General features: G+C 61.8%; 19 protein-coding genes. 10 read left to right on the plus strand and 9 right to left on the minus strand.

The features are described from left to right. The first annotated feature begins 252 nt into the window (after nt 1-252). Nucleotides 253-498 carry a type II toxin-antitoxin system Phd/YefM family antitoxin gene (locus WF331_RS06935; RefSeq protein WP_016500420.1) on the plus strand — a complete coding sequence of 82 codons (246 nt, stop codon included), beginning with the start codon at nt 253-255 and terminating at the stop codon, nt 496-498. Further along, nucleotides 488-769 carry a type II toxin-antitoxin system RelE family toxin gene (locus WF331_RS06940; RefSeq protein ID WP_016500419.1) on the plus strand — a complete coding sequence of 94 codons (282 nt, stop codon included), beginning with the start codon at nt 488-490 and terminating at the stop codon, nt 767-769. The genes WF331_RS06935 and WF331_RS06940 overlap by 11 nt, the downstream gene beginning before the upstream one ends. A 19-nt stretch (nt 770-788) precedes the next feature. Here WF331_RS06940 and WF331_RS06945 read toward each other — a convergent pair whose 3' ends face one another. The 3 genes from WF331_RS06945 to WF331_RS06955 form a co-directional block, all read right to left on the minus strand. After that, nucleotides 789-1,421 carry a BRCT domain-containing protein gene (locus WF331_RS06945; protein ID WP_016500418.1) on the minus strand — a complete coding sequence of 211 codons (633 nt, stop codon included), beginning with the start codon at nt 1,419-1,421 and terminating at the stop codon, nt 789-791. Between the two features lie 16 nt (nt 1,422-1,437). Beyond that, nucleotides 1,438-1,833: a hypothetical protein gene (locus tag WF331_RS06950; protein WP_115283715.1), complete on the minus strand. Its 396-nt coding sequence runs from the start codon at nt 1,831-1,833 to the stop codon at nt 1,438-1,440. A 120-nt stretch (nt 1,834-1,953) separates the two neighbouring features. After that, nucleotides 1,954-2,862 (minus strand): LysR family transcriptional regulator, encoded by a 909-nt coding sequence (locus WF331_RS06955; RefSeq protein ID WP_016500416.1) that lies wholly within the window; start codon nt 2,860-2,862, stop codon nt 1,954-1,956. Between the two features lie 291 nt (nt 2,863-3,153). Here WF331_RS06955 and WF331_RS06960 point away from each other — a divergent pair, with 291 nt between their 5' ends. Then, nucleotides 3,154-4,458 carry an MFS transporter gene (locus WF331_RS06960; protein WP_049275511.1) on the plus strand — a complete coding sequence of 435 codons (1,305 nt, stop codon included), beginning with the start codon at nt 3,154-3,156 and terminating at the stop codon, nt 4,456-4,458. A 31-nt stretch (nt 4,459-4,489) separates the two neighbouring features. Then, the gene (locus WF331_RS06965; protein WP_174370818.1) at nt 4,490-5,731 is read left to right on the plus strand and encodes a Zn-dependent hydrolase; all 1,242 of its coding nucleotides are present in this window, start codon (nt 4,490-4,492) and stop codon (nt 5,729-5,731) included. A 132-nt stretch (nt 5,732-5,863) separates the two neighbouring features. Here the strand turns inward: WF331_RS06965 and WF331_RS29260 are convergent, their stop codons facing one another. Next, the gene (locus tag WF331_RS29260) at nt 5,864-6,001 is read right to left on the minus strand and encodes a hypothetical protein (protein ID WP_445324383.1); all 138 of its coding nucleotides are present in this window, start codon (nt 5,999-6,001) and stop codon (nt 5,864-5,866) included. Nucleotides 6,002-6,117: 116 nt separating this feature from the next. Beyond that, nucleotides 6,118-6,693: an S-type pyocin domain-containing protein gene (locus tag WF331_RS29265; RefSeq protein ID WP_445324410.1), complete on the minus strand. Its 576-nt coding sequence runs from the start codon at nt 6,691-6,693 to the stop codon at nt 6,118-6,120. On the opposite strand from WF331_RS29265, the gene WF331_RS06975 reads away from it, so the two are divergent. Further along, nucleotides 6,653-7,075, plus strand: a complete 423-nt coding sequence (locus WF331_RS06975; protein ID WP_340622755.1) for an IS5 family transposase — start codon at nt 6,653-6,655, stop codon at nt 7,073-7,075. The two genes, WF331_RS29265 and WF331_RS06975, sit on opposite strands and share 41 nt — an antisense overlap. 36 nt (nt 7,076-7,111) lie before the next feature. Here WF331_RS06975 and WF331_RS06980 read toward each other — a convergent pair whose 3' ends face one another. Next, entirely contained in the window at nt 7,112-8,536 is a 1,425-nt protein-coding gene (locus WF331_RS06980; protein ID WP_340622756.1) for an aminotransferase-like domain-containing protein, read from the minus strand. 325 nt (nt 8,537-8,861) lie between these two features. On the opposite strand from WF331_RS06980, the gene WF331_RS06985 reads away from it, so the two are divergent. Next, nucleotides 8,862-10,277 (plus strand): amino acid permease, encoded by a 1,416-nt coding sequence (locus WF331_RS06985; protein ID WP_016486018.1) that lies wholly within the window; start codon nt 8,862-8,864, stop codon nt 10,275-10,277. A 3-nt stretch (nt 10,278-10,280) separates the two neighbouring features. Here WF331_RS06985 and WF331_RS06990 read toward each other — a convergent pair whose 3' ends face one another. Continuing rightward, nucleotides 10,281-10,460, minus strand: coding sequence for a hypothetical protein (locus WF331_RS06990; protein WP_340622757.1), 180 nt, complete (start codon nt 10,458-10,460; stop codon nt 10,281-10,283). A gap of 186 nt (nt 10,461-10,646) precedes the next feature. Here WF331_RS06990 and tam point away from each other — a divergent pair, with 186 nt between their 5' ends. Continuing rightward, entirely contained in the window at nt 10,647-11,423 is a 777-nt protein-coding gene (gene tam, locus WF331_RS06995) for a trans-aconitate 2-methyltransferase (RefSeq protein WP_016500407.1), read from the plus strand. Here the strand turns inward: tam and WF331_RS07000 are convergent. Continuing rightward, nucleotides 11,413-11,784 (minus strand): DUF2784 domain-containing protein, encoded by a 372-nt coding sequence (locus tag WF331_RS07000; protein WP_016500406.1) that lies wholly within the window; start codon nt 11,782-11,784, stop codon nt 11,413-11,415. The genes tam and WF331_RS07000 overlap by 11 nt on opposite strands. Nucleotides 11,785-11,870: 86 nt before the next feature. Continuing rightward, on the minus strand, nt 11,871-12,740 hold the full coding sequence (locus tag WF331_RS07005; protein WP_016500405.1) for a LysR substrate-binding domain-containing protein: 870 nt from the start codon (nt 12,738-12,740) through the stop codon (nt 11,871-11,873). A 244-nt stretch (nt 12,741-12,984) separates the two neighbouring features. Between WF331_RS07005 and WF331_RS07010 the strand changes: the two genes are divergently transcribed. From WF331_RS07010 to WF331_RS07020, 3 genes are all read left to right on the plus strand, one after another. Further along, nucleotides 12,985-14,301 (plus strand): MFS transporter, encoded by a 1,317-nt coding sequence (locus WF331_RS07010; protein WP_284362665.1) that lies wholly within the window; start codon nt 12,985-12,987, stop codon nt 14,299-14,301. Between the two features lie 15 nt (nt 14,302-14,316). Further along, nucleotides 14,317-15,708, plus strand: coding sequence for an FAD-dependent oxidoreductase (locus WF331_RS07015; RefSeq protein ID WP_016500403.1), 1,392 nt, complete (start codon nt 14,317-14,319; stop codon nt 15,706-15,708). A gap of 97 nt (nt 15,709-15,805) precedes the next feature. Continuing rightward, complete coding sequence (locus tag WF331_RS07020; protein WP_340622758.1) at nt 15,806-16,516, plus strand: YebC/PmpR family DNA-binding transcriptional regulator; 711 nt, start codon at nt 15,806-15,808, stop codon at nt 16,514-16,516. The last annotated feature ends 59 nt before the right edge of the window (nt 16,517-16,575 follow it).

The following is a 16,575-nucleotide window of genomic DNA, read 5'->3' on the forward strand; positions in this document are numbered from 1 at the left end:
AGTGAGTTGCAGTGATGCAAGCCATCCAAGTGAAGCACGTTCAGTCAGTAAAAGACGGACTTCCACTGGGTCGAGACCTGGTCCGGGGGCCTTTTGCCCGCTGACCCGCCTGCGTGAAGTTGGCGTGATCAAGCCCTGGGGCGTTGGCGGCAGCCGTGACGAGCTGATCGAGCACTGCCGTCTCTGAACAATACAGGGTTGTTTGTGTCCTATATATGGACCAAAATATGGTCCTGATTCGAGGGCGAAAAAATGCAGAACATCTTTGCTGACGTGACCGTAAGCGTGTCGGAACTGAAAAAGAACCCATCTGCTGTAATGACCGGAGCTGCGGGCATGCCCGTCGCAGTGCTTAACCATAATCGCGTGATGGGATACATGGTACCGGCCGAGCTGTATGAGGCCATGATGGAGCGCCTGGAAGATCTCGAATTGAGTGAATTGGCCAAGTCCAGGCTGGGGGAAAAAGGCGTACCGGTGTCTCTGGATGACCTATAAGCTCGAATTCCTGCCTTCAGCGCTAAAGGAGTGGGGCAAGCTGGGCCACACCGTTCGCGAACAGATCAAGAAAAAACTCGGCGAGCGTTTGCAATCCCCCAAGGTGCAGGCCGACGCGCTGCGCGACCTGCCGAACCACTACAAAATCAAGCTCAAGGCCTGCGGGTATCGCCTCGTCTATCGGGTCGAGGATGAGCGTATCGTTGTGGTGGTGGTGTCGGTTGGCAAGCGCGAGCGCAGCGAGGTCTATCGCGCCGCTCAGAAGCGCTGAGCCCCATCACGTGTTCGCGTCAGCCAAAAGCTGCGCGCTGCCAATGCGCTTCGCTCACGATCGCGATGTTCGCGCCGGCTTCCCTGATTTCCACTGCTTTCTTGATCTTCGTGCCATAACTGCTATGCAGCCATTGGTCATTGCCAATACTGCCAATGACCAAGTAGTGGATCTTCTTGCTGACCCCGGCGGCGACTGCCCCCCCACGCTCTATCACCAGTGCTTCGCAATCTTTGCGAGGCCCGTAAGCCATTGTCCCGGTAAACAGGAAAGTGCGGTCTCTCCATTCCAGTGTCGGTTCGGGACAATCAAGTGGCAATGTGGAGGGCGAAGAGAAGGGGTTGTCGCTGCAACGTGGCTCGCCGGTGAACTGTTGCAAAAGCTCCAGCAGTTCAGCTGACTCGGTGGCATCCAGCACATTGTCCTGAAGCATGTCACTCAGGCGACGGTACAATAAATTGATAACCGGATCTTCGAGATGAATGAGCTGCTGCTCCATCCATCCCCTGAGAAACTCAGCCTCTTGTTGATTGACTTGATTGTCAGCCGTCAGGCCGGCAGCGATGCCAATCAGTGCATCAACTGATCGCTGTGCGATTCGCGCTTCGTGGAAAAAGCGGCTGTTCTGAAACTCCTGGTAAAGATCGACCATTCCCTGCTCCTCGTTTCTATTCCGTTAGAATCACAGCGTCGGCATATTTTGCCTGGTCCGGTGTAAATGTGGTGATCATGCCCGTGTGATTACAGCTCAAGGTGATTTCTGATCGTACGTCGATGAGCAGATCTTCGCCACGAAGGCCCTGCCATTGGGCCAGGTATTTGAAAGACCCGAACTTCATGGCTTTTTTCAATGCGCGATCATGTCCGCCTTTCCAACCAAGAACAGGGAGTGCGCCATTGGCACAGTGTTGGGCAAGGTCAGGTTGAGCCAGGGCCCGTTCACGACCAATCTCCCAGCACCGAATCAAGCCCTCATCGGGACCTTTCCATGCCTCTTCCCAAGTGAGTGATTGGCGGATAGGTTGATGGTGTGGGCGTTGAATGACTCCTGCAGTGCTATCCATGTCTGAAATTGTCCGTAGTGTCCAGTTGGATCGATGCTACTAATTGGCCATTATTGTGTCTAGTGCTTGCCGATGTTCTGCCAGGTACCTATTTGTGGGGTAAGCCGGGATGGTTTTTTGTTAGCCTAGGCTTTGTTGCAACGCCTCGATAAACACCTCTTCCGCCCGGCTGAACCGCTGTTCCTTGTTCCACAACAGGTGAATATCCACATCGGCAATCCCTTCCTGCGGCGGCAGCTTCCACAGCAACCCCGCTTCGACATCCGGTGCCACCACATGCTCGGGCAGGCAGCCGATGCCGAATCCGGCGATCACCAGCCGGCGTACTTCCTCAAGGCTTGGCGATGAGGCCACGATCCGCCCCGCAAACCCTTGCAGGTCACGGAAAATGGTCAGCGGCGACAACATGCCGCCAATCTGGTCGCTGGTGAAACTGACGAAGTTCTCCCGTTGCAGGTCGCCTTCGGCCTGGCCGAACAAGGCATGGTGCTTGCCACAGAAAAACGCATAGCGCTGGCGCAGGAACAGCTGCTGTTCCAGCCGAGGCTGTGCACGCCGGGTGAGGCTAAGGCCCGCAGTGGCGGTTTTTTCCTGCAGGGCGGCGACGATGTCGGAGCTGCGCATCACGTCGATTTCCAGTTCCACTCGCGGGCGCTGGCGGTGGAAGTCGGCGAGGAAGTTGTCGAAGCGTTCGCTGACGATGCGGCTGATCATCAGCAGGCGCACTTTGCCCACCACTTCGTCTGCCGGTTGCTCCAGCAAGCCGCCGATCTGCGACATTTGCCCATACACCTCGCCGGCGAGCTGGAACAGCTGCTCGCCCATTTCTGTCAGCACGAAGCGCGGCCCGCGGCGGGCAATGAGCTGGCGGCCGAGCTGCTCTTCAAGGCGCTTGAGCGCCTGGCTTACCGCCGGTTGGGTGAGGTGCAGGCGGGCGGCGGCGCGGCTGATGGACAGCTCCTGGCCGATGACCCGGAAGGTGCGCAGCAGGTTCCAGTCGAGGCGGTCGTTGAGCAGGCGGTCAGACATGGCGGGGGCTCGATGATAAGCGTGGTTAATAGTTCGAATAATAAATAGAAAATTGACTAATCATAGCCCCGGGCCGATAAATCGCATGCATTGAAGCCTGGTGCGTCGGCGTCGGCTTCTTCGCGGGCGTGCCCGCTGCCACAGGTTCTGCACTGTCAGCAGACATCGTGCGATCCCTGTGGGAGCGGGCACGCCCGCGAAGAAACCAGCACCGAACCAGCAGGCCAAGCGCCACTAGAGCGCCACCGTGTCCCAGCAACTCCTGCCAGAACAACAAGCAAAGGAGCCCCCATGAACCCCACCGCTTCCGCCCAGCCGCGCCGTGCAGCCGCCGCCGCGTTCATCGGTACCATGATCGAGTGGTACGACTTCTACATTTACGCCACCGCCGCCGCCCTGGTGTTCGGTGCCTTGTTCTTCCCCTCTGACGACAGCCTGTTCAGCACCATGGCCGCGTTCGGCACCTTCGCCGTGGGCTTCTTCGCCCGGCCGCTGGGCGGCATCGTCTTCGGTCACGTGGGCGACCGAATCGGCCGCAAGAAGTCGCTGGTCATCACCCTGCTGATGATGGGCATCGTTACCGTGTGCATCGGCCTGCTACCGACTTACGCGCAGATCGGCGCCACCGCGCCGGTGCTGTTGATCCTGCTGCGCATCGTTCAGGGCATTGCCGTGGGCGGCGAGTGGGGCGGGGCGGTATTGATGGCGGGTGAGCATGCGCCCAAGGGCCGGCGTAACTTCTTCGCCTCGTTCGCCCAGCTGGGCAGCCCGGCTGGCCTGATTCTGTCGCTGTTGGCCTTTGGCGCGGTTACCCGCCTGCCTGAAGACGAGCTGATGAGCTGGGGCTGGCGCGTGCCGTTCCTGGCCAGCGCGTTGCTGCTGCTGGTGGGCCTGGCGATTCGCCTGGGGGTGAATGAGTCACCCGAGTTCATCGCCAGCCGCGAGCAGGCGCAAAAGGCCCGGCGCAAGGAGCAGGCGCCAGTGTTTGAAGTGCTGCGCACCGCCTGGCGCCCGCTGTTGCTGTGCATCGGCGCCAACACCCTGGGCATTGCCGGGGTCTATTTCACCAATACCTTCATGATCAGCTACACCACCCAGCAGTTGCACCTGGAGCGCTCGTTGATCCTTGAATGCCTGTTCTTTGTGGCGATCATCCAGCTCTGTGTGCAGCCGCTGGCGGCGTGGCTGTCGGAAAAGGTCGGCGCGACGCGCTTCCTGGCGCTGGTTGCGCTGCTGGCGATGGCCTCGCCCTACCCGATGTTCGTGCTGGTCAGCTCGGGCCAGGGCCCGTTGATCGTGCTTGGCATCGCCCTGGCCGCAGCCTGCATGGCTTCCTTCTACGCGGTCATTGCCGGCTATGTCAGCGGCATGTTCGCAACCCGCGTGCGCTACACCGCCATTTCTCTGGCCTATCAGATCTGCGGCGCGATCGCTGGCGGCCTGACCCCGCTGATTGGCACCTGGCTGGCTCATACCTTCAGCGGCCAATGGTGGCCGATGGCAGCCTTCTACACCCTGATCGCCACCATTTCACTGGTTTGCGTGCTCGCCTTGGCGCGCCAGTACGCCCGTAGCCAGCGCCTGGAACTGGCCTGATCGAACCCCAACTATTCTGGAGTACCCGCATATGTTGAAAAGCAATGGCGAACGCCTGTGGGCGAGCCTGATGGCCATGGCCGAAGTCGGCGCCACCGCCCGCGGCGGCAACTGCCGCCTGGCCCTCAGCGACGAGGACAAAGCCGGCCGAGAACTGTTCAGCCACTGGTGCCGCGAAGCGGGCCTTAGCCTGTCGGTAGATGCCATCGGCAACCTGTTCGCCCGCCGTGCCGGCAGTGACCCGCATGCCGCCCCGGTCATGATGGGCAGCCACCTCGACACCCAGCCTGAAGGAGGCCGTTTCGATGGCGTCTATGGCGTGCTGGCCGGCCTGGAGGTGGTGCGCCGCCTGAACGATCTGGACATCCAGACCCGCAAGCCGCTGGAAATTGCCGTATGGACCAACGAGGAGGGCGCGCGCTTCACCCCGGCCATGTTTGGCTCGGCGGTGTTCACCGGCAGCCTCGCGCTGGCCGAGGCGCTGGCCATTCGCGATGCCGATGGCGTCAGCGTCGCCGACGAGCTGCACCGCACCGGCTACGACGGCCAACGCCCGCTGGGCGGCGAGGTGGATGCCTATTTCGAGGCGCATATCGAACAAGGCCCGATCCTTGAAGACAACGCCAAGGCCATTGGCGTGGTCAGTGGTGGCCAGGCCATCCGCTGGCTGGACGTGACGGTCGAGGGCATGGCGGCACACGCCGGCACCACGCCGATGCCGCTGCGCAAGGATGCGCTGTACGGCACCGCGCGGATGATCCAGGCCGTTGAGCAACTGGCAGCGGACTTTGCCCCCGAAGGCCTGACCACCGTAGGTGAGCTCTCCATTGCCAAGTCCTCGCGCAACACCATTCCCGGCCTGCTGCAGTTCACGGTCGACCTGCGCCACCACCGCGACGAGGCCATCGAAGCCATGGAGCGCGAGCTGACCCTGAAGCTGCAAGCCATCGCCAGCCAGCGTGGCCTGCAAGTGCGTATCGAGCGCCACTGGGTGAGCCCGGCGACCCCGTTCGATGCCGACTGCGTGGCTGCCGTGCAGCAAGCGGTGGACGGCCTTGGTTATGCGCAGCAATCGATTGTCAGCGGGGCGGGTCACGATGCCATCCTGTTGGCGCGGTACTGCCCGACGGCGATGGTGTTCATCCCCTGCGTCGGTGGACTGAGCCACAACGAGGCTGAGGACGTGCTGCCTGATGATGCCCGACAAGGCGCTGATGTACTGCTGAACGCTGTGCTGGCACGGGCGGGGTGTCTCAAACAGGGAGATGACTGATGTGTGCAGCTCTAGGGGCGGCAGCTGTGGTGTAGCTGCCGCCCCTGAACTGCGGTTTTCGAGTTTTTGGTAGGGGCAATGAGCAAATGTATTTGTGAATAAGTCCGCAACGCTAGAATTCGACTTGGGCCATCAACTTTGATTAAAAGTATACTTATTCTCGAGCATGAATGTTGGTGCGCTCCATGTTGGACCTTTCACATATCCGCCGGCTTTTTGTTCAATCAAGCCGTCGCTCGTCATTTTTCTGGTCAGTTCGATGAGGGCCATGCAGTCACCTAGGTGAATCCAATTGTTCTGGGTATAAAGCCTGTCTATGTGCGGGTGGGAGATGCCATTACCTCTGGTGAGAAATAAAATCACATCCGTAGGGGATTCGTTTTTAACTACGTCGTGGATAGGGCCTTTCTCCAATCCAGTCGTTCGATTGCCCCCCCGGCTTTTTCCGGGTTATAGGGACGTCCGCTGTAAATCCCTATGGTTGTCGCGCCGGGATAGGGAGAATTGAAAACTACGTACAGTGGCGGTAGGCCAGACTCTGGCGGAAAGCAGTAGATGCAGTCTTTGTAATTTGGTGGCTCATGGGCAGGGAGTGGTGTCGCTTCTGTCCATGCTCGTCTGAGGTTAACACCTTCATAGGGATCAGAGGGTATCGGGATACTGGGGGTTGTAGTTGATGGTCCACTTTCGGTGTGAATGGAAAAACTAAGCCTGATTGGGAAGTCACTCGATGGGATCGATGTGTAGCTATTGCTTTCTTTGTCCATTATCAGAGGGCGTACGGGTACCTCTTTTTCCGCATGAGTAGCATTTGCTTTATCCGTAAGTGTATACGTGTCGAGATTGGCATGAATCCGGAACGGGGATTCGAAAGACACATGTTTAAGCGCGATGTCATGAATGTTGTCAGGTAGCTCAGGAATGAGTAGTTCAGCAGGCTGTATAGAGGTGTGTTGCCATATATCTCAAGCCAGTGACATCAGCTACGCACAACCACTATTGGACAAGGTCAGCATTCCATCGAGCCAACGTGGCCGCCCGCGCAACCGCTGCAAATGGCTGCTCGCCGACAAGGGCTACGACGCCGAAGCGCTACGCCGCTACTGCGACCAATATCGAATGCAACCCGTCATCCCGCTGCGCTCGATGAAGCGCAAGCCCAAGCCTGGCTTACCAAGACTGTTTGACCGGCCAAAATACCGACAGCGCAACATCATCGAGCGCATGTTCGGCTGGCTGAAAGAGAACCGCCGGATCGTGACCCGCTTCGACAAGCTCGCGAAAAGTTATGCCGCCATGGTCTCACTGGCTTGCTCCATGCGGTGTTTGCGGTACAGAGCCTAGGGGCGAGAGGAGCAAGCGTGAAGACGTCGTGGCGAACTACATCCCACTCCGGCGCACATGCTTGACGAACACCTTCTCCAGCAACTCCCACATCGCCGGGTCGGTACTGAACGCCACATTGAAGCGCATCCACCCGGTCGCTTTGGCATCGACCATGAACAACTGCCCAGGCCCAAGCATGATGCCTTTCTCCAGCGCATCATCCAGCAATGCGGCACTGTCCGGAATCGCCGGGTGGCGGGTCCAGATGTACATGCCTTCATCCGATTCGGTGAACAGTTCGAAGCCCAATCGATGCAGATGTCGGCCAACTTCCTGATGCGCCTCGGCCAGCCGCTGGCGCAGGCGCTTGAGGTGCTTGCGCCAGCGGCCGTCGATGATCGCGGCGTACACCACACGCTCCATCACCTGCGAGGTGGTCAGGCCTGAGCGCATTTTCAGGTGCAGCAGTTTCTGCATCAGCTCGGGGTTGGCCAGCATGTAGCCGACCCGCACGTTGGGCGAAATGCTCTTGGAGTAGCTGCCGACGTACACCACCTGCTGCAGGTGGTCGAGGCTGGCCAGGCATGGCTGCGGCTCGGCGACCATGTCGGCGTACAGGTTGTTCTCCACCAGGCGGAAGCCGTGCTGGCTGGCCAGCTGCAGCAGGCGATGCAACTGCGGCAGCGGTGTGCGTGAGCAGGTCGGGCTGTGCAGGTGCGGCTGGGTGAAGAACGCCGTCGGGCGGTGGTGGGTGAGCAATTGTTCCAGCTGGTTCAGGTCGTAGCCGGCCGGGGTGCGTGGCACGCCGACCAGCGTCGCGCCCTGGGTACGCAGGATGCTCATCAGGTTGGGGTAGCCGGGGTCGTCCACCAGCACCACATCGCCAGGGCGCACCAGGGTGCGTGCGGCCAGGTCCAGGGCCTGGCTGGCGCCGTGGGTGAGCATCAGCTGCGCCGGGTTGGCGACGATGGAAAGCTCTTGCTGCAAATTCTGCGCAGTCAGCGTACGCAGCTCCATCAGACCCATGGGGTCGCCGTAGCCCGACAGTTCCAGCGGGCTACCCGCCACCTGGCGCAGCCCCCGACGCAGGCCTTCTTCGTACATCCAGTCGTTAGGCAGCCATCCGCACCCCGGTTTGAAGGGCAACTGGCGGATCTCGAAGATCTGCTGCAGGTACCACTCGGAGTTGAACGTTGGTCGGCTGGCGTCGGCCTCGGTATTGTGCCGTTCCAGTAGTTCGCCCGCCGCACGGTTGACGAAGAACCCCGCATTGCCACGGCTCACCAGCAGGCCCTGGGCGACCAGGCGATCATAGGCCTCGACCACGGTGAAAGTACTCACCGAATAGCTCGCGGCAAAGGCGCGGATAGACGGCACCTTGGCGCCCGGCTTCAGGGTCTGGTTGTCGATCAACTCACGCAACCCGTCGATGATCTGGTTGACCAGCGGGGTGGAGGAGTCTGGATGTAATTCGAACATTCGGGGCCTTCAGGGTGCGTATCGCCTGGCGTCTGCAGGGTGTACTGCAAGGGCGACCTGTACAGTGCAGTGCGAGATTCATGCCACTGTGCATGGCTCTCTGCGTCGGACATTTTTACATTAGGTGTCGGATATCGCCACATAAAGCATGTTCAGTTCGCTTCAGGCAGTCGTCCTGGGGCGCGTCAGCAGGCCGCCATGGAGGGCCTGCGTGTGTTCGTTCACACCATCCTGCCCGCATTAGCACTGATGTACAGGTGAAACCGCCAGCCATCGGGGTTTCACGGTTTTCCTTGGATAAAAAGAAGCACGGGGTACACAACTGATGGACGCAACATCCACAACCACCACCGCGAAAGGCGGGCACGAGAGCAAGCTCAGTGCCTCGCTGAAGTCGCGCCACCTGACGATGATGTCGATCGCCGGGGTAATTGGCGGCGCCTTGTTCGTCGGTTCCGGCAGCGTGATCCACAGCGCCGGCCCAGCCGCTGTCCTGGCCTACCTGGCGGGCGGCATCCTGGTGGTACTGATCATGCGCATGCTGGGTGAAATGGCGACTTCCTCGCCAGACACCGGCTCGTTCTCCACCTACGCCGACCGCGCCATTGGCCGCTGGGCCGGTTTCACCATTGGCTGGCTGTACTGGTGGTACTGGGTCATCCTCATGGCCTGGGAAGCCTATGTGGCGGGCAAGATCCTGCATGGCTTCTTCCCCGACGTTAGCGTCAATGTGTTCGTGCTGGCCACGACCCTGCTGCTGATCACCGTCAACTTCTTCAACGTCAAGCACTACGGTGAGTTCGAGTTCTGGTTCGCCTTGATCAAGGTGATCGCGATCGTCTGCTTCCTGATCGTGTGTACCGCTGCCGTGATGAACGTGTGGCAGTTCGGTGAAGTGCGTGGCATCAGCCACCTCACCGCCGAAGGCTTCATGCCCAATGGCATCACCACCGTGATCGGTGCGCTGCTTGGGGTGATGTTCGCCTTCCTGGGCGCCGAAATTGTCACCATCGCAGCTTCGGAAGCCAAAGACCCGGCCGCGCAGATCGTCAAGGCCACCAACTCGGTGGTATGGCGTGTGTGCCTGTTCTACGTCGGTTCGATCTTCCTGATCGTCTGCCTGGTACCGTGGAACGACCCGCACCTGGGCGTTTCCGGCTATGGCGCATATCGCCGTACCCTGGAACTGCTGGGCGTGCCGTATGCCGAGCTGCTGATGAACTTCGTGGTGCTGACTTCGGTGAGCAGCTGCCTGATCTCGGGCCACTACACCGCTTCGCGCATGCTGTTCTCCCTGGCTCAGCGTGGCGATGCGCCGTCGTTCTTCAAGATCACCCGTGCCGGCACCGGTGTACCGGTATACGCGATCATGGGCTCGTGCGCCGTGGCCGTGGTGTGTGCGCTGATCAACTTCAGCGAGACCCTGCGCCCGAAAGACGTGCTGGATACCTTGATGAACACCACCGGCATGATCGCCCTGCTGGTGTACCTGGTGATTGCCTTCTCGCAACTGCGCATGCGCCGCAAGCTGATTGCCGAAGGCAAGGAAGTGCGCCTGAAGATGTGGCTGTTCCCGTGGCTGACCTACCTGGTGATCGCGTTCATCGTGGCCGCCCTGGTAACCATGGCCTTCATGCCTGACTACCAGATCCTGGTGATTTCCACCGGTATCGCGGCGGCAGTCGTGGTGGCAATGGGCGTGGTGCACCAGATCCGCTCTGGCAGCAGCAAGCAGCACTAAGCGTCACTCGTGTCTGGAAACGGCCGGCTCCCTTGGGGACCCGGCCGTTTCGCGTTGTTGGGCCTGGGCTTTGTCTGCGGGCATGTGGAAGCGCTGGCTCATCCACGGCGAGCCGAGCAGGGCGGCCGTGCCGATGAGGGCCAGGATGGCGAGGGCGATGTAGGGCTTCATGGGCATGCGCATACATGGACTGACTCCACGCATAGGCAGTCAGTTCCGGCCTCATCGCCGGCAAGCCAGCTTCCACAAGGGCATCATCGCCTTCAAGTGTTGCACTGTCCCTGTGGGAGCTGGCTTGCCGGCGATAGGGCCCTCACAGTCGACAGATGGCATATGCTAGGCACATTGCCCGCCCAAAAGGAGCCCCACATGGCCTGGTCCGCCAACCAGTATTCCCTGTTCGAAGACGAACGCACCCGCGCGGTGCGCGACCTGCTCGCCGCCATCCCGCCACGCCCGGTGCGCCATGCCACCGACCTGGGCTGCGGCCCGGGCAATTCCACCGAGGTGTTGCTGCAACGCTACCCCGATGCCCAGGTGACCGCGCTGGACAGCGACCCGGACATGATCGACAAGGCCCGCGAGCGCAAACGGCTGCGCATCCCGCGGGTACGGACGGTCATCGCCGACATTGCCGGCTGGTCTGCCCCCGAGCCGCAGGACCTGATCCTGGCCAATGCCTCTCTGCAATGGGTACCTGACCACGCCTCGCTATACCCGCACCTGGTGCGTCAGTTGAGCGAAGGCGCCAGTCTGGCCGTGCAAACCCCCGACAACCTCGACGAACCGGCTCACCGGCAGTTGCGCGAGATTGCCAGCCAAGGCCCCTGGGCGGCGAAATTCGCCGATTTCCAGTTGCCGCCACGGCACAATGCGGCGTTCTACTACGACTTGCTCAGCCCGCTGTGTGCGCGGGTGGATGTGTGGCGGACCACTTATCACCACCCCTTGGCGGGCGGCGCCGAAGCGGTGGTGGAGTGGTTCAAGGGTTCGGCGTTGCGGCCTTACCTGGCCAGGCTTGATGAGCAGGAGCAGGCGGACTTCCTGCAGATGTACTTGCAGGCCATGCAGCGCGACTACCCGCCGGCCACCGATGGCAAGGTGCTGCTGCCGTTCCCGCGGTTGTTCGTGATCGCTACCCGCTAGGCCGGCGCCAGCGCCAGGCCACGTAGCTGTAGATGCCCAGGTTGAGCAGCAGCACGATGCTGCCCAACAGCAATTGAGTATGCGGTGTCAGCCCGGCGGGGTAGATCAGCGGCCAGATGTAGTGCTCGACAAAGCCGCCCTGGTAGCCTGCGCCCCCGGCTGCGCTGCGCATGCGGTTTTCCCAGGTGGTGAGCGGGCAGCCCAGGTGCAGGCACTCCACCGCCAGGCCCCAGGCCAGGGCCGGCAAGTGGATTAACAGGGCAGGGCGCCACTTGAGCACCAGCAGGCCGCCGAACAGCACTAGCAGGATGAAGGCCAGGTGCAGCAGGACCAGGGTGTCGGCGGCAAAGCGGTAGAGCATGGTTAGTGTGCCCGGGGGGTGAAGTTAACCCAGCATAGTCGGGTGGCCTGCACTGGCCTCTTCGCAGCACAAGGGCCGGTACAGGCTTACAACCCTTCCTCGACCACCTGCAAAAAGGTCGCCACGACACGCCGCGTACGCTGCTCGCTCAGGCACACCAGCGTCTCGGTCAAATGCCGCTGACAATCCACGATCGGCAACGCACACACCCGCGCATCGGCGCCAAACTCCGCCGCTGACACCACGCCCACGCCAATCCCCACCACCACCGCTTCCCGCGCCGCTTCGCGGCCTTCCACCTGGATCGCCGGGCGAATCCGCAAACCCGCGCGTTGCATCTCTTCTTCCAGGGTCTGTCGCGTCACCGAGCCGGGCTCGCGCAGCACCAGTGGCATGTCATCAAGGTCGGCCAGGCTGATCGAGCCACGGCTGGCCCAGGGGTGATGGTGGGACACAAACGCCACCATCGGGTCGCGGCGCAGCGGCAGGCAATGCAGGCGTTCATCGTCGACATCCCGCCCGAGCAGGGCCAGGTCGGCCTGATAGCTGAACAGCCGCGCAAGCGATTCGTCGGTATTGCCCGTTTCGATCTTCACCTGAATGCCCGGGTAGCGCTGGCAGAAGCGGGCGACCTGCGGCAGCACGTGCACCGGGGCATCCACTGCCAGCACCAGGCTGCCGGTGTGCAGCGCGCGCGAATCGTGCAGCAGCTCCTGGGCCTCGGCCTCGCAGGCGAACAGGCGCTGGCTGATGCCCAGCAGGCGCTCGCCAAGGTCGGTGAGTTGCACCGAACGCTTGTTGCGGTGGAACAGCAATACGCCGAAGCGCTCCTCCAGTTTGCGCACCTGGTCCGACACTGCTGGCTGGGTCAGGAACAGCTTTTGTGCAGCGCGGGTAAAGCTGCCGTGCACGGCCACCGCATGGAAGGCTTTGAGTTGAGCGTGGGAAACCGACATGGCTGACCTCAGTAACAAGCTTGGCTTATGTGTGTAATACGATAAATCGATTTTATTTATCTTAGCGCAACTGTTTCCATAGATGTCAGCCCGGTGCCGGCATCACGAATGCCGCCAGGGCCCTGGTGCCCACACGGCGCCACCTGACCCGATGACAGCCTCGTCATCGCTGTGCGTAACACAAGAACAAGACAGGCGTTTCTTCACATTCTGCCGGCACACTTGAGCAAGAGGTCAGACACACATGAATCAATCCCTAGCCGCGTTCAAACGCTGGCGCATCCAGATTTTCGCCATCACCTGGCTGGCCTACGCCGCCTTCTACTTCACCCGCAAAGCCTTCTCGGTCGCCAAGCTGGGCATCGCTGAAGACCCAAGTTTCATGCTCGACAAGGCCGCCATGGCCAACCTCGACGCCATCTACCTGGCCGCCTACGCCGTGGGCCAGTTTACCTGGGGCATGCTCGCCGACCGCTTCGGCCCGCGGGTGGTGGTGCTTGGCGGGTTGCTGATTTCCGCTGTGGCAGCGGTGGTGATGGGCAGCTACGCCACCTTCCCGATCTTTGCCACCTGCATGCTGGTGCAGGGCCTGGCGCAGTCCACCGGCTGGGCCGGTTTGTGCAAGAACATCGGCAGCTTCTTCCCGGCCTCGCAGCGTGGGCGGGTACTGGGCCTGTGGAGTTCCTGCTATGCCTTCGGCGGCCTGGTGGCCTCACCGTTCGCGGGGTGGTGGGCCTATACCCTGGTGGGTACCTGGCACGCAGCGTTCTTCTCCAGTGCCGCCGTGGTGGCTTTGGTGGCCGTGCTGTTTTTCTTCCTGCAGCGCAACAAGCCTGAGGATGTCGGCCTGCCGGCGGTGGAACCCGAGCCGCAGAGCATGGCCCCGGCCGACAACCTGTGCAGCGTGTGGGCGCCGCTGAGGGAGATCCTGCGCAACCGCACGGTGCTGACTTTGGGGCTTGCGTACTTCCTGTTGAAGCCGGCGCGCTACGCCATCCTGCTGTGGGGGCCGGTGATCGTGTTCGAGCAGATGCCCTCAGTAGGCAAGGTCGGCGCAGCAATCATCCCGACCGCCTTCGAGCTGGCGGGGTTGCTTGGTCCGATCATGATCGGCCTGGCCTCCGACAAACTGTTTGGCGCCCGGCGCATGCCGGCCTGCGTGATCAGCCTGGTGCTGCTGACCATGACCCTGGCGGCGTTCATGGCGGCCATGCACACCGGTAGCGTGATGCTGGTGATGGCCTTGCTGTTCGTCATGGGCCTGACCCTGTACGGGCCTGACTCAATGATCAGCGGCGCAGCTGCCATCGACTTCGGTACCGCCAAGGCCGGTGCCACTGCCGCCGGATTCGTCAATGGTTGCGGCTCGGTGGGGGCGGTGCTGGGTGGGCTGCTACCCGGGTATTTCGACGGCGTCACGGTGTTCATCGTGTTCGCTGGCTGCGCGCTGTTCTCGGCGCTGGTGCTGCTGCCGCACTGGAACAGCCGCCCGGCCAGCAGTGTGCAAAGCAACGACGTGGCACCGAATACCAGCATGGCAATCAAGCCACTGCGTACCTGAAAGGAAAGCGAGCAAATGAGACCCTTCTGGCTGCAACAGGCCCTGGATTCCACGCAGGAGGCGGTGTGCCCGCCGCTGCAAGGCGATGCCCGCTGCGATGTGTGCATTGTCGGCGGCGGCTACACCGGTCTGTGGACCGCATTGATGCTCAAGGAGGCGGTGCCGGCACTGGATGTGTTGCTGATCGAAGCCGACATCTGCGGCGCCGGTGCCAGTGGCCGCAATGGTGGCTGCGCGTTGTCCTGGTCGGCCAAGTACTTCACCCTGGAGCGCCTGTTCGGCATGGCCGAGGCGGTGCGCCTGGTGCGCGAGTCGGAGCGCAGCATCGGTGACATCGGGGCGTTTTGCGCGGCCAACGGCATTGACTGTGACTACCGCCTGGACGGCACGCTGTACACCGCCACCAACGCGGCACAGATCGGCGCCACGGACGGGGTGATCGCTGCGCTGGAGCAGAAGGGTATCAATTCGTTCCGCCGCCTGCCCTTGGAACAGGTGCAGCGTCTGGCGGGTTCGGCGCGGCATCTGGAGGGCTGGTTCTCGCCGGCGGCGGCCACGGTGCAGCCGGGCAAGCTGGTGCGCGGCCTGCGCCGGGTGGCCTTGCAGCGCGGTGTGCGCATTCATGAAGGTACCGCCATGACCGGCCTGGAGCACGGCGCCCCGGTGCAGGTGCGCACCGCTCATGGAACCGTACGTGCCGATCGCGTGGTGCTGGGCCTCAATGCCTGGATGGCGCGGGCTTTTCCGCAGTTCGAGCGCAGCGTGGCGATCGTTTCCAGCGACATGGTCATTACCGAACCGTGCCCCGAACTGCTAAGCCAGATCGGTCTGGACAGCGGCATCAGCGTGCTCGACTCGCGTATTTTCGTGCATTACTACCACAACACCTCTGATGGCCGGCTGATGCTCGGCAAGGGCGGCAACACCTTTGCCTATGGCGGGCGCATGCTGCCGGTATTCGACCAGCCGTCGCCGTACCGGCCATTGCTGGGCGAAACCGTTGGCGAGTTTTTCCCGGCCTTGGCCGAGGTGCCCCTGGCGGCCAGCTGGAACGGGCCGTCGGACCGCTCGGTGACCGGCTTGCCGTTCTTTGGTCGCCTGGACGGGCAGGGCAACGTGTTCTATGGCTTTGGGTACTCCGGCAGCGGCGTTGGCCCGTGTCATATGGGTGGGCAGATTCTTTCGTCGCTGGCGCTGGGGCTGGATAACCCGTGGACCCGTTCGCCGCTGGTCAAGGGGCCGCTGGGGCTTTTCCCGCCCGAACCGATCCGCTACCTGGGCTCGCTGATGGTGCGCAATGCCATCCGCCGCAAGGAGCGTGCAGAGGACCACGGTTTGCGACCGCGTCGGCTGGACGTGCGCCTGGCACGGTTTGCGGCGGCGGCGGGCAAAGCCGATAAAGGCTGATGAGATTTCTTGTCGATCCCATGCCTGAGGGCGTATAAAATGCACCCACTTTTGGCCGGTCGCTTCCTGAACCGGCCGCTGAAACAAGAGAGTCGACATGGGCGCACAGTGGAAAGCCAAACATAGAGAAACAGCGGCCAATGCCAAAGGCAAGGTCATGGGCAAGCTGTCCAAGGAAATCCAGATCGCTGCCAAATCGGGCGCCGATCCCGACATGAACCCGCGCCTGCGCCTGGCGATCGTGCAGGCCAAGAAGGCTTCGATGACCCGTGAAACGCTGGAACGGGCGATTCGCAAGGGCGCTGGTCTGGACGGTGATACCGTGCAGTACTCGGCAGTCAGCTACGAAGGTTTCGCGCCGCATCAGGTACCGTTGATCGTCGAGTGCCTGACCGACAACGTCAACCGCACCGTCGCGCAAATCCGCGTGCTGTTCCGCAAGGGCCAGCTGGGCGCCAGCGGCTCGGTGGCCTGGGACTTCAACCACGTCGGCCTGATCGAGGCTACCCCGGAAGGTGAAGCCGACCCGGAAATGGCCGCCATCGAAGCCGGCGCCCAGGACTTTGAAGAAGGTGAAGAAGAGGGTTCGACCCTGTTCATCACCGACACCACTGACCTGGATGCCGTGCAAAAGGCGTTGCCGGAGCATGGCTTTACCGTGACCTCGGCGAGGATCGGCTACACCCCGAAGAACCCGGTGAGCGCAGCCAGCCTGAGTGCTGAAGCACTGGCTGAGGTTGACGCGTTCCTCGAAGCGATCGACGAGAACGATGACGTGCAGAACGTCTACGTCGGTCTGACCGCCTAAAAAAGCCGGGGCCGCGTTGCGGCCCATTCGCGACGCAAGGCCGCTCCCACAGGGGTTAT

The organism is Pseudomonas sp. YNh, from assembly GCF_037993085.1.
GTDB classification, from domain to species: domain Bacteria; phylum Pseudomonadota; class Gammaproteobacteria; order Pseudomonadales; family Pseudomonadaceae; genus Aquipseudomonas; species Aquipseudomonas putida.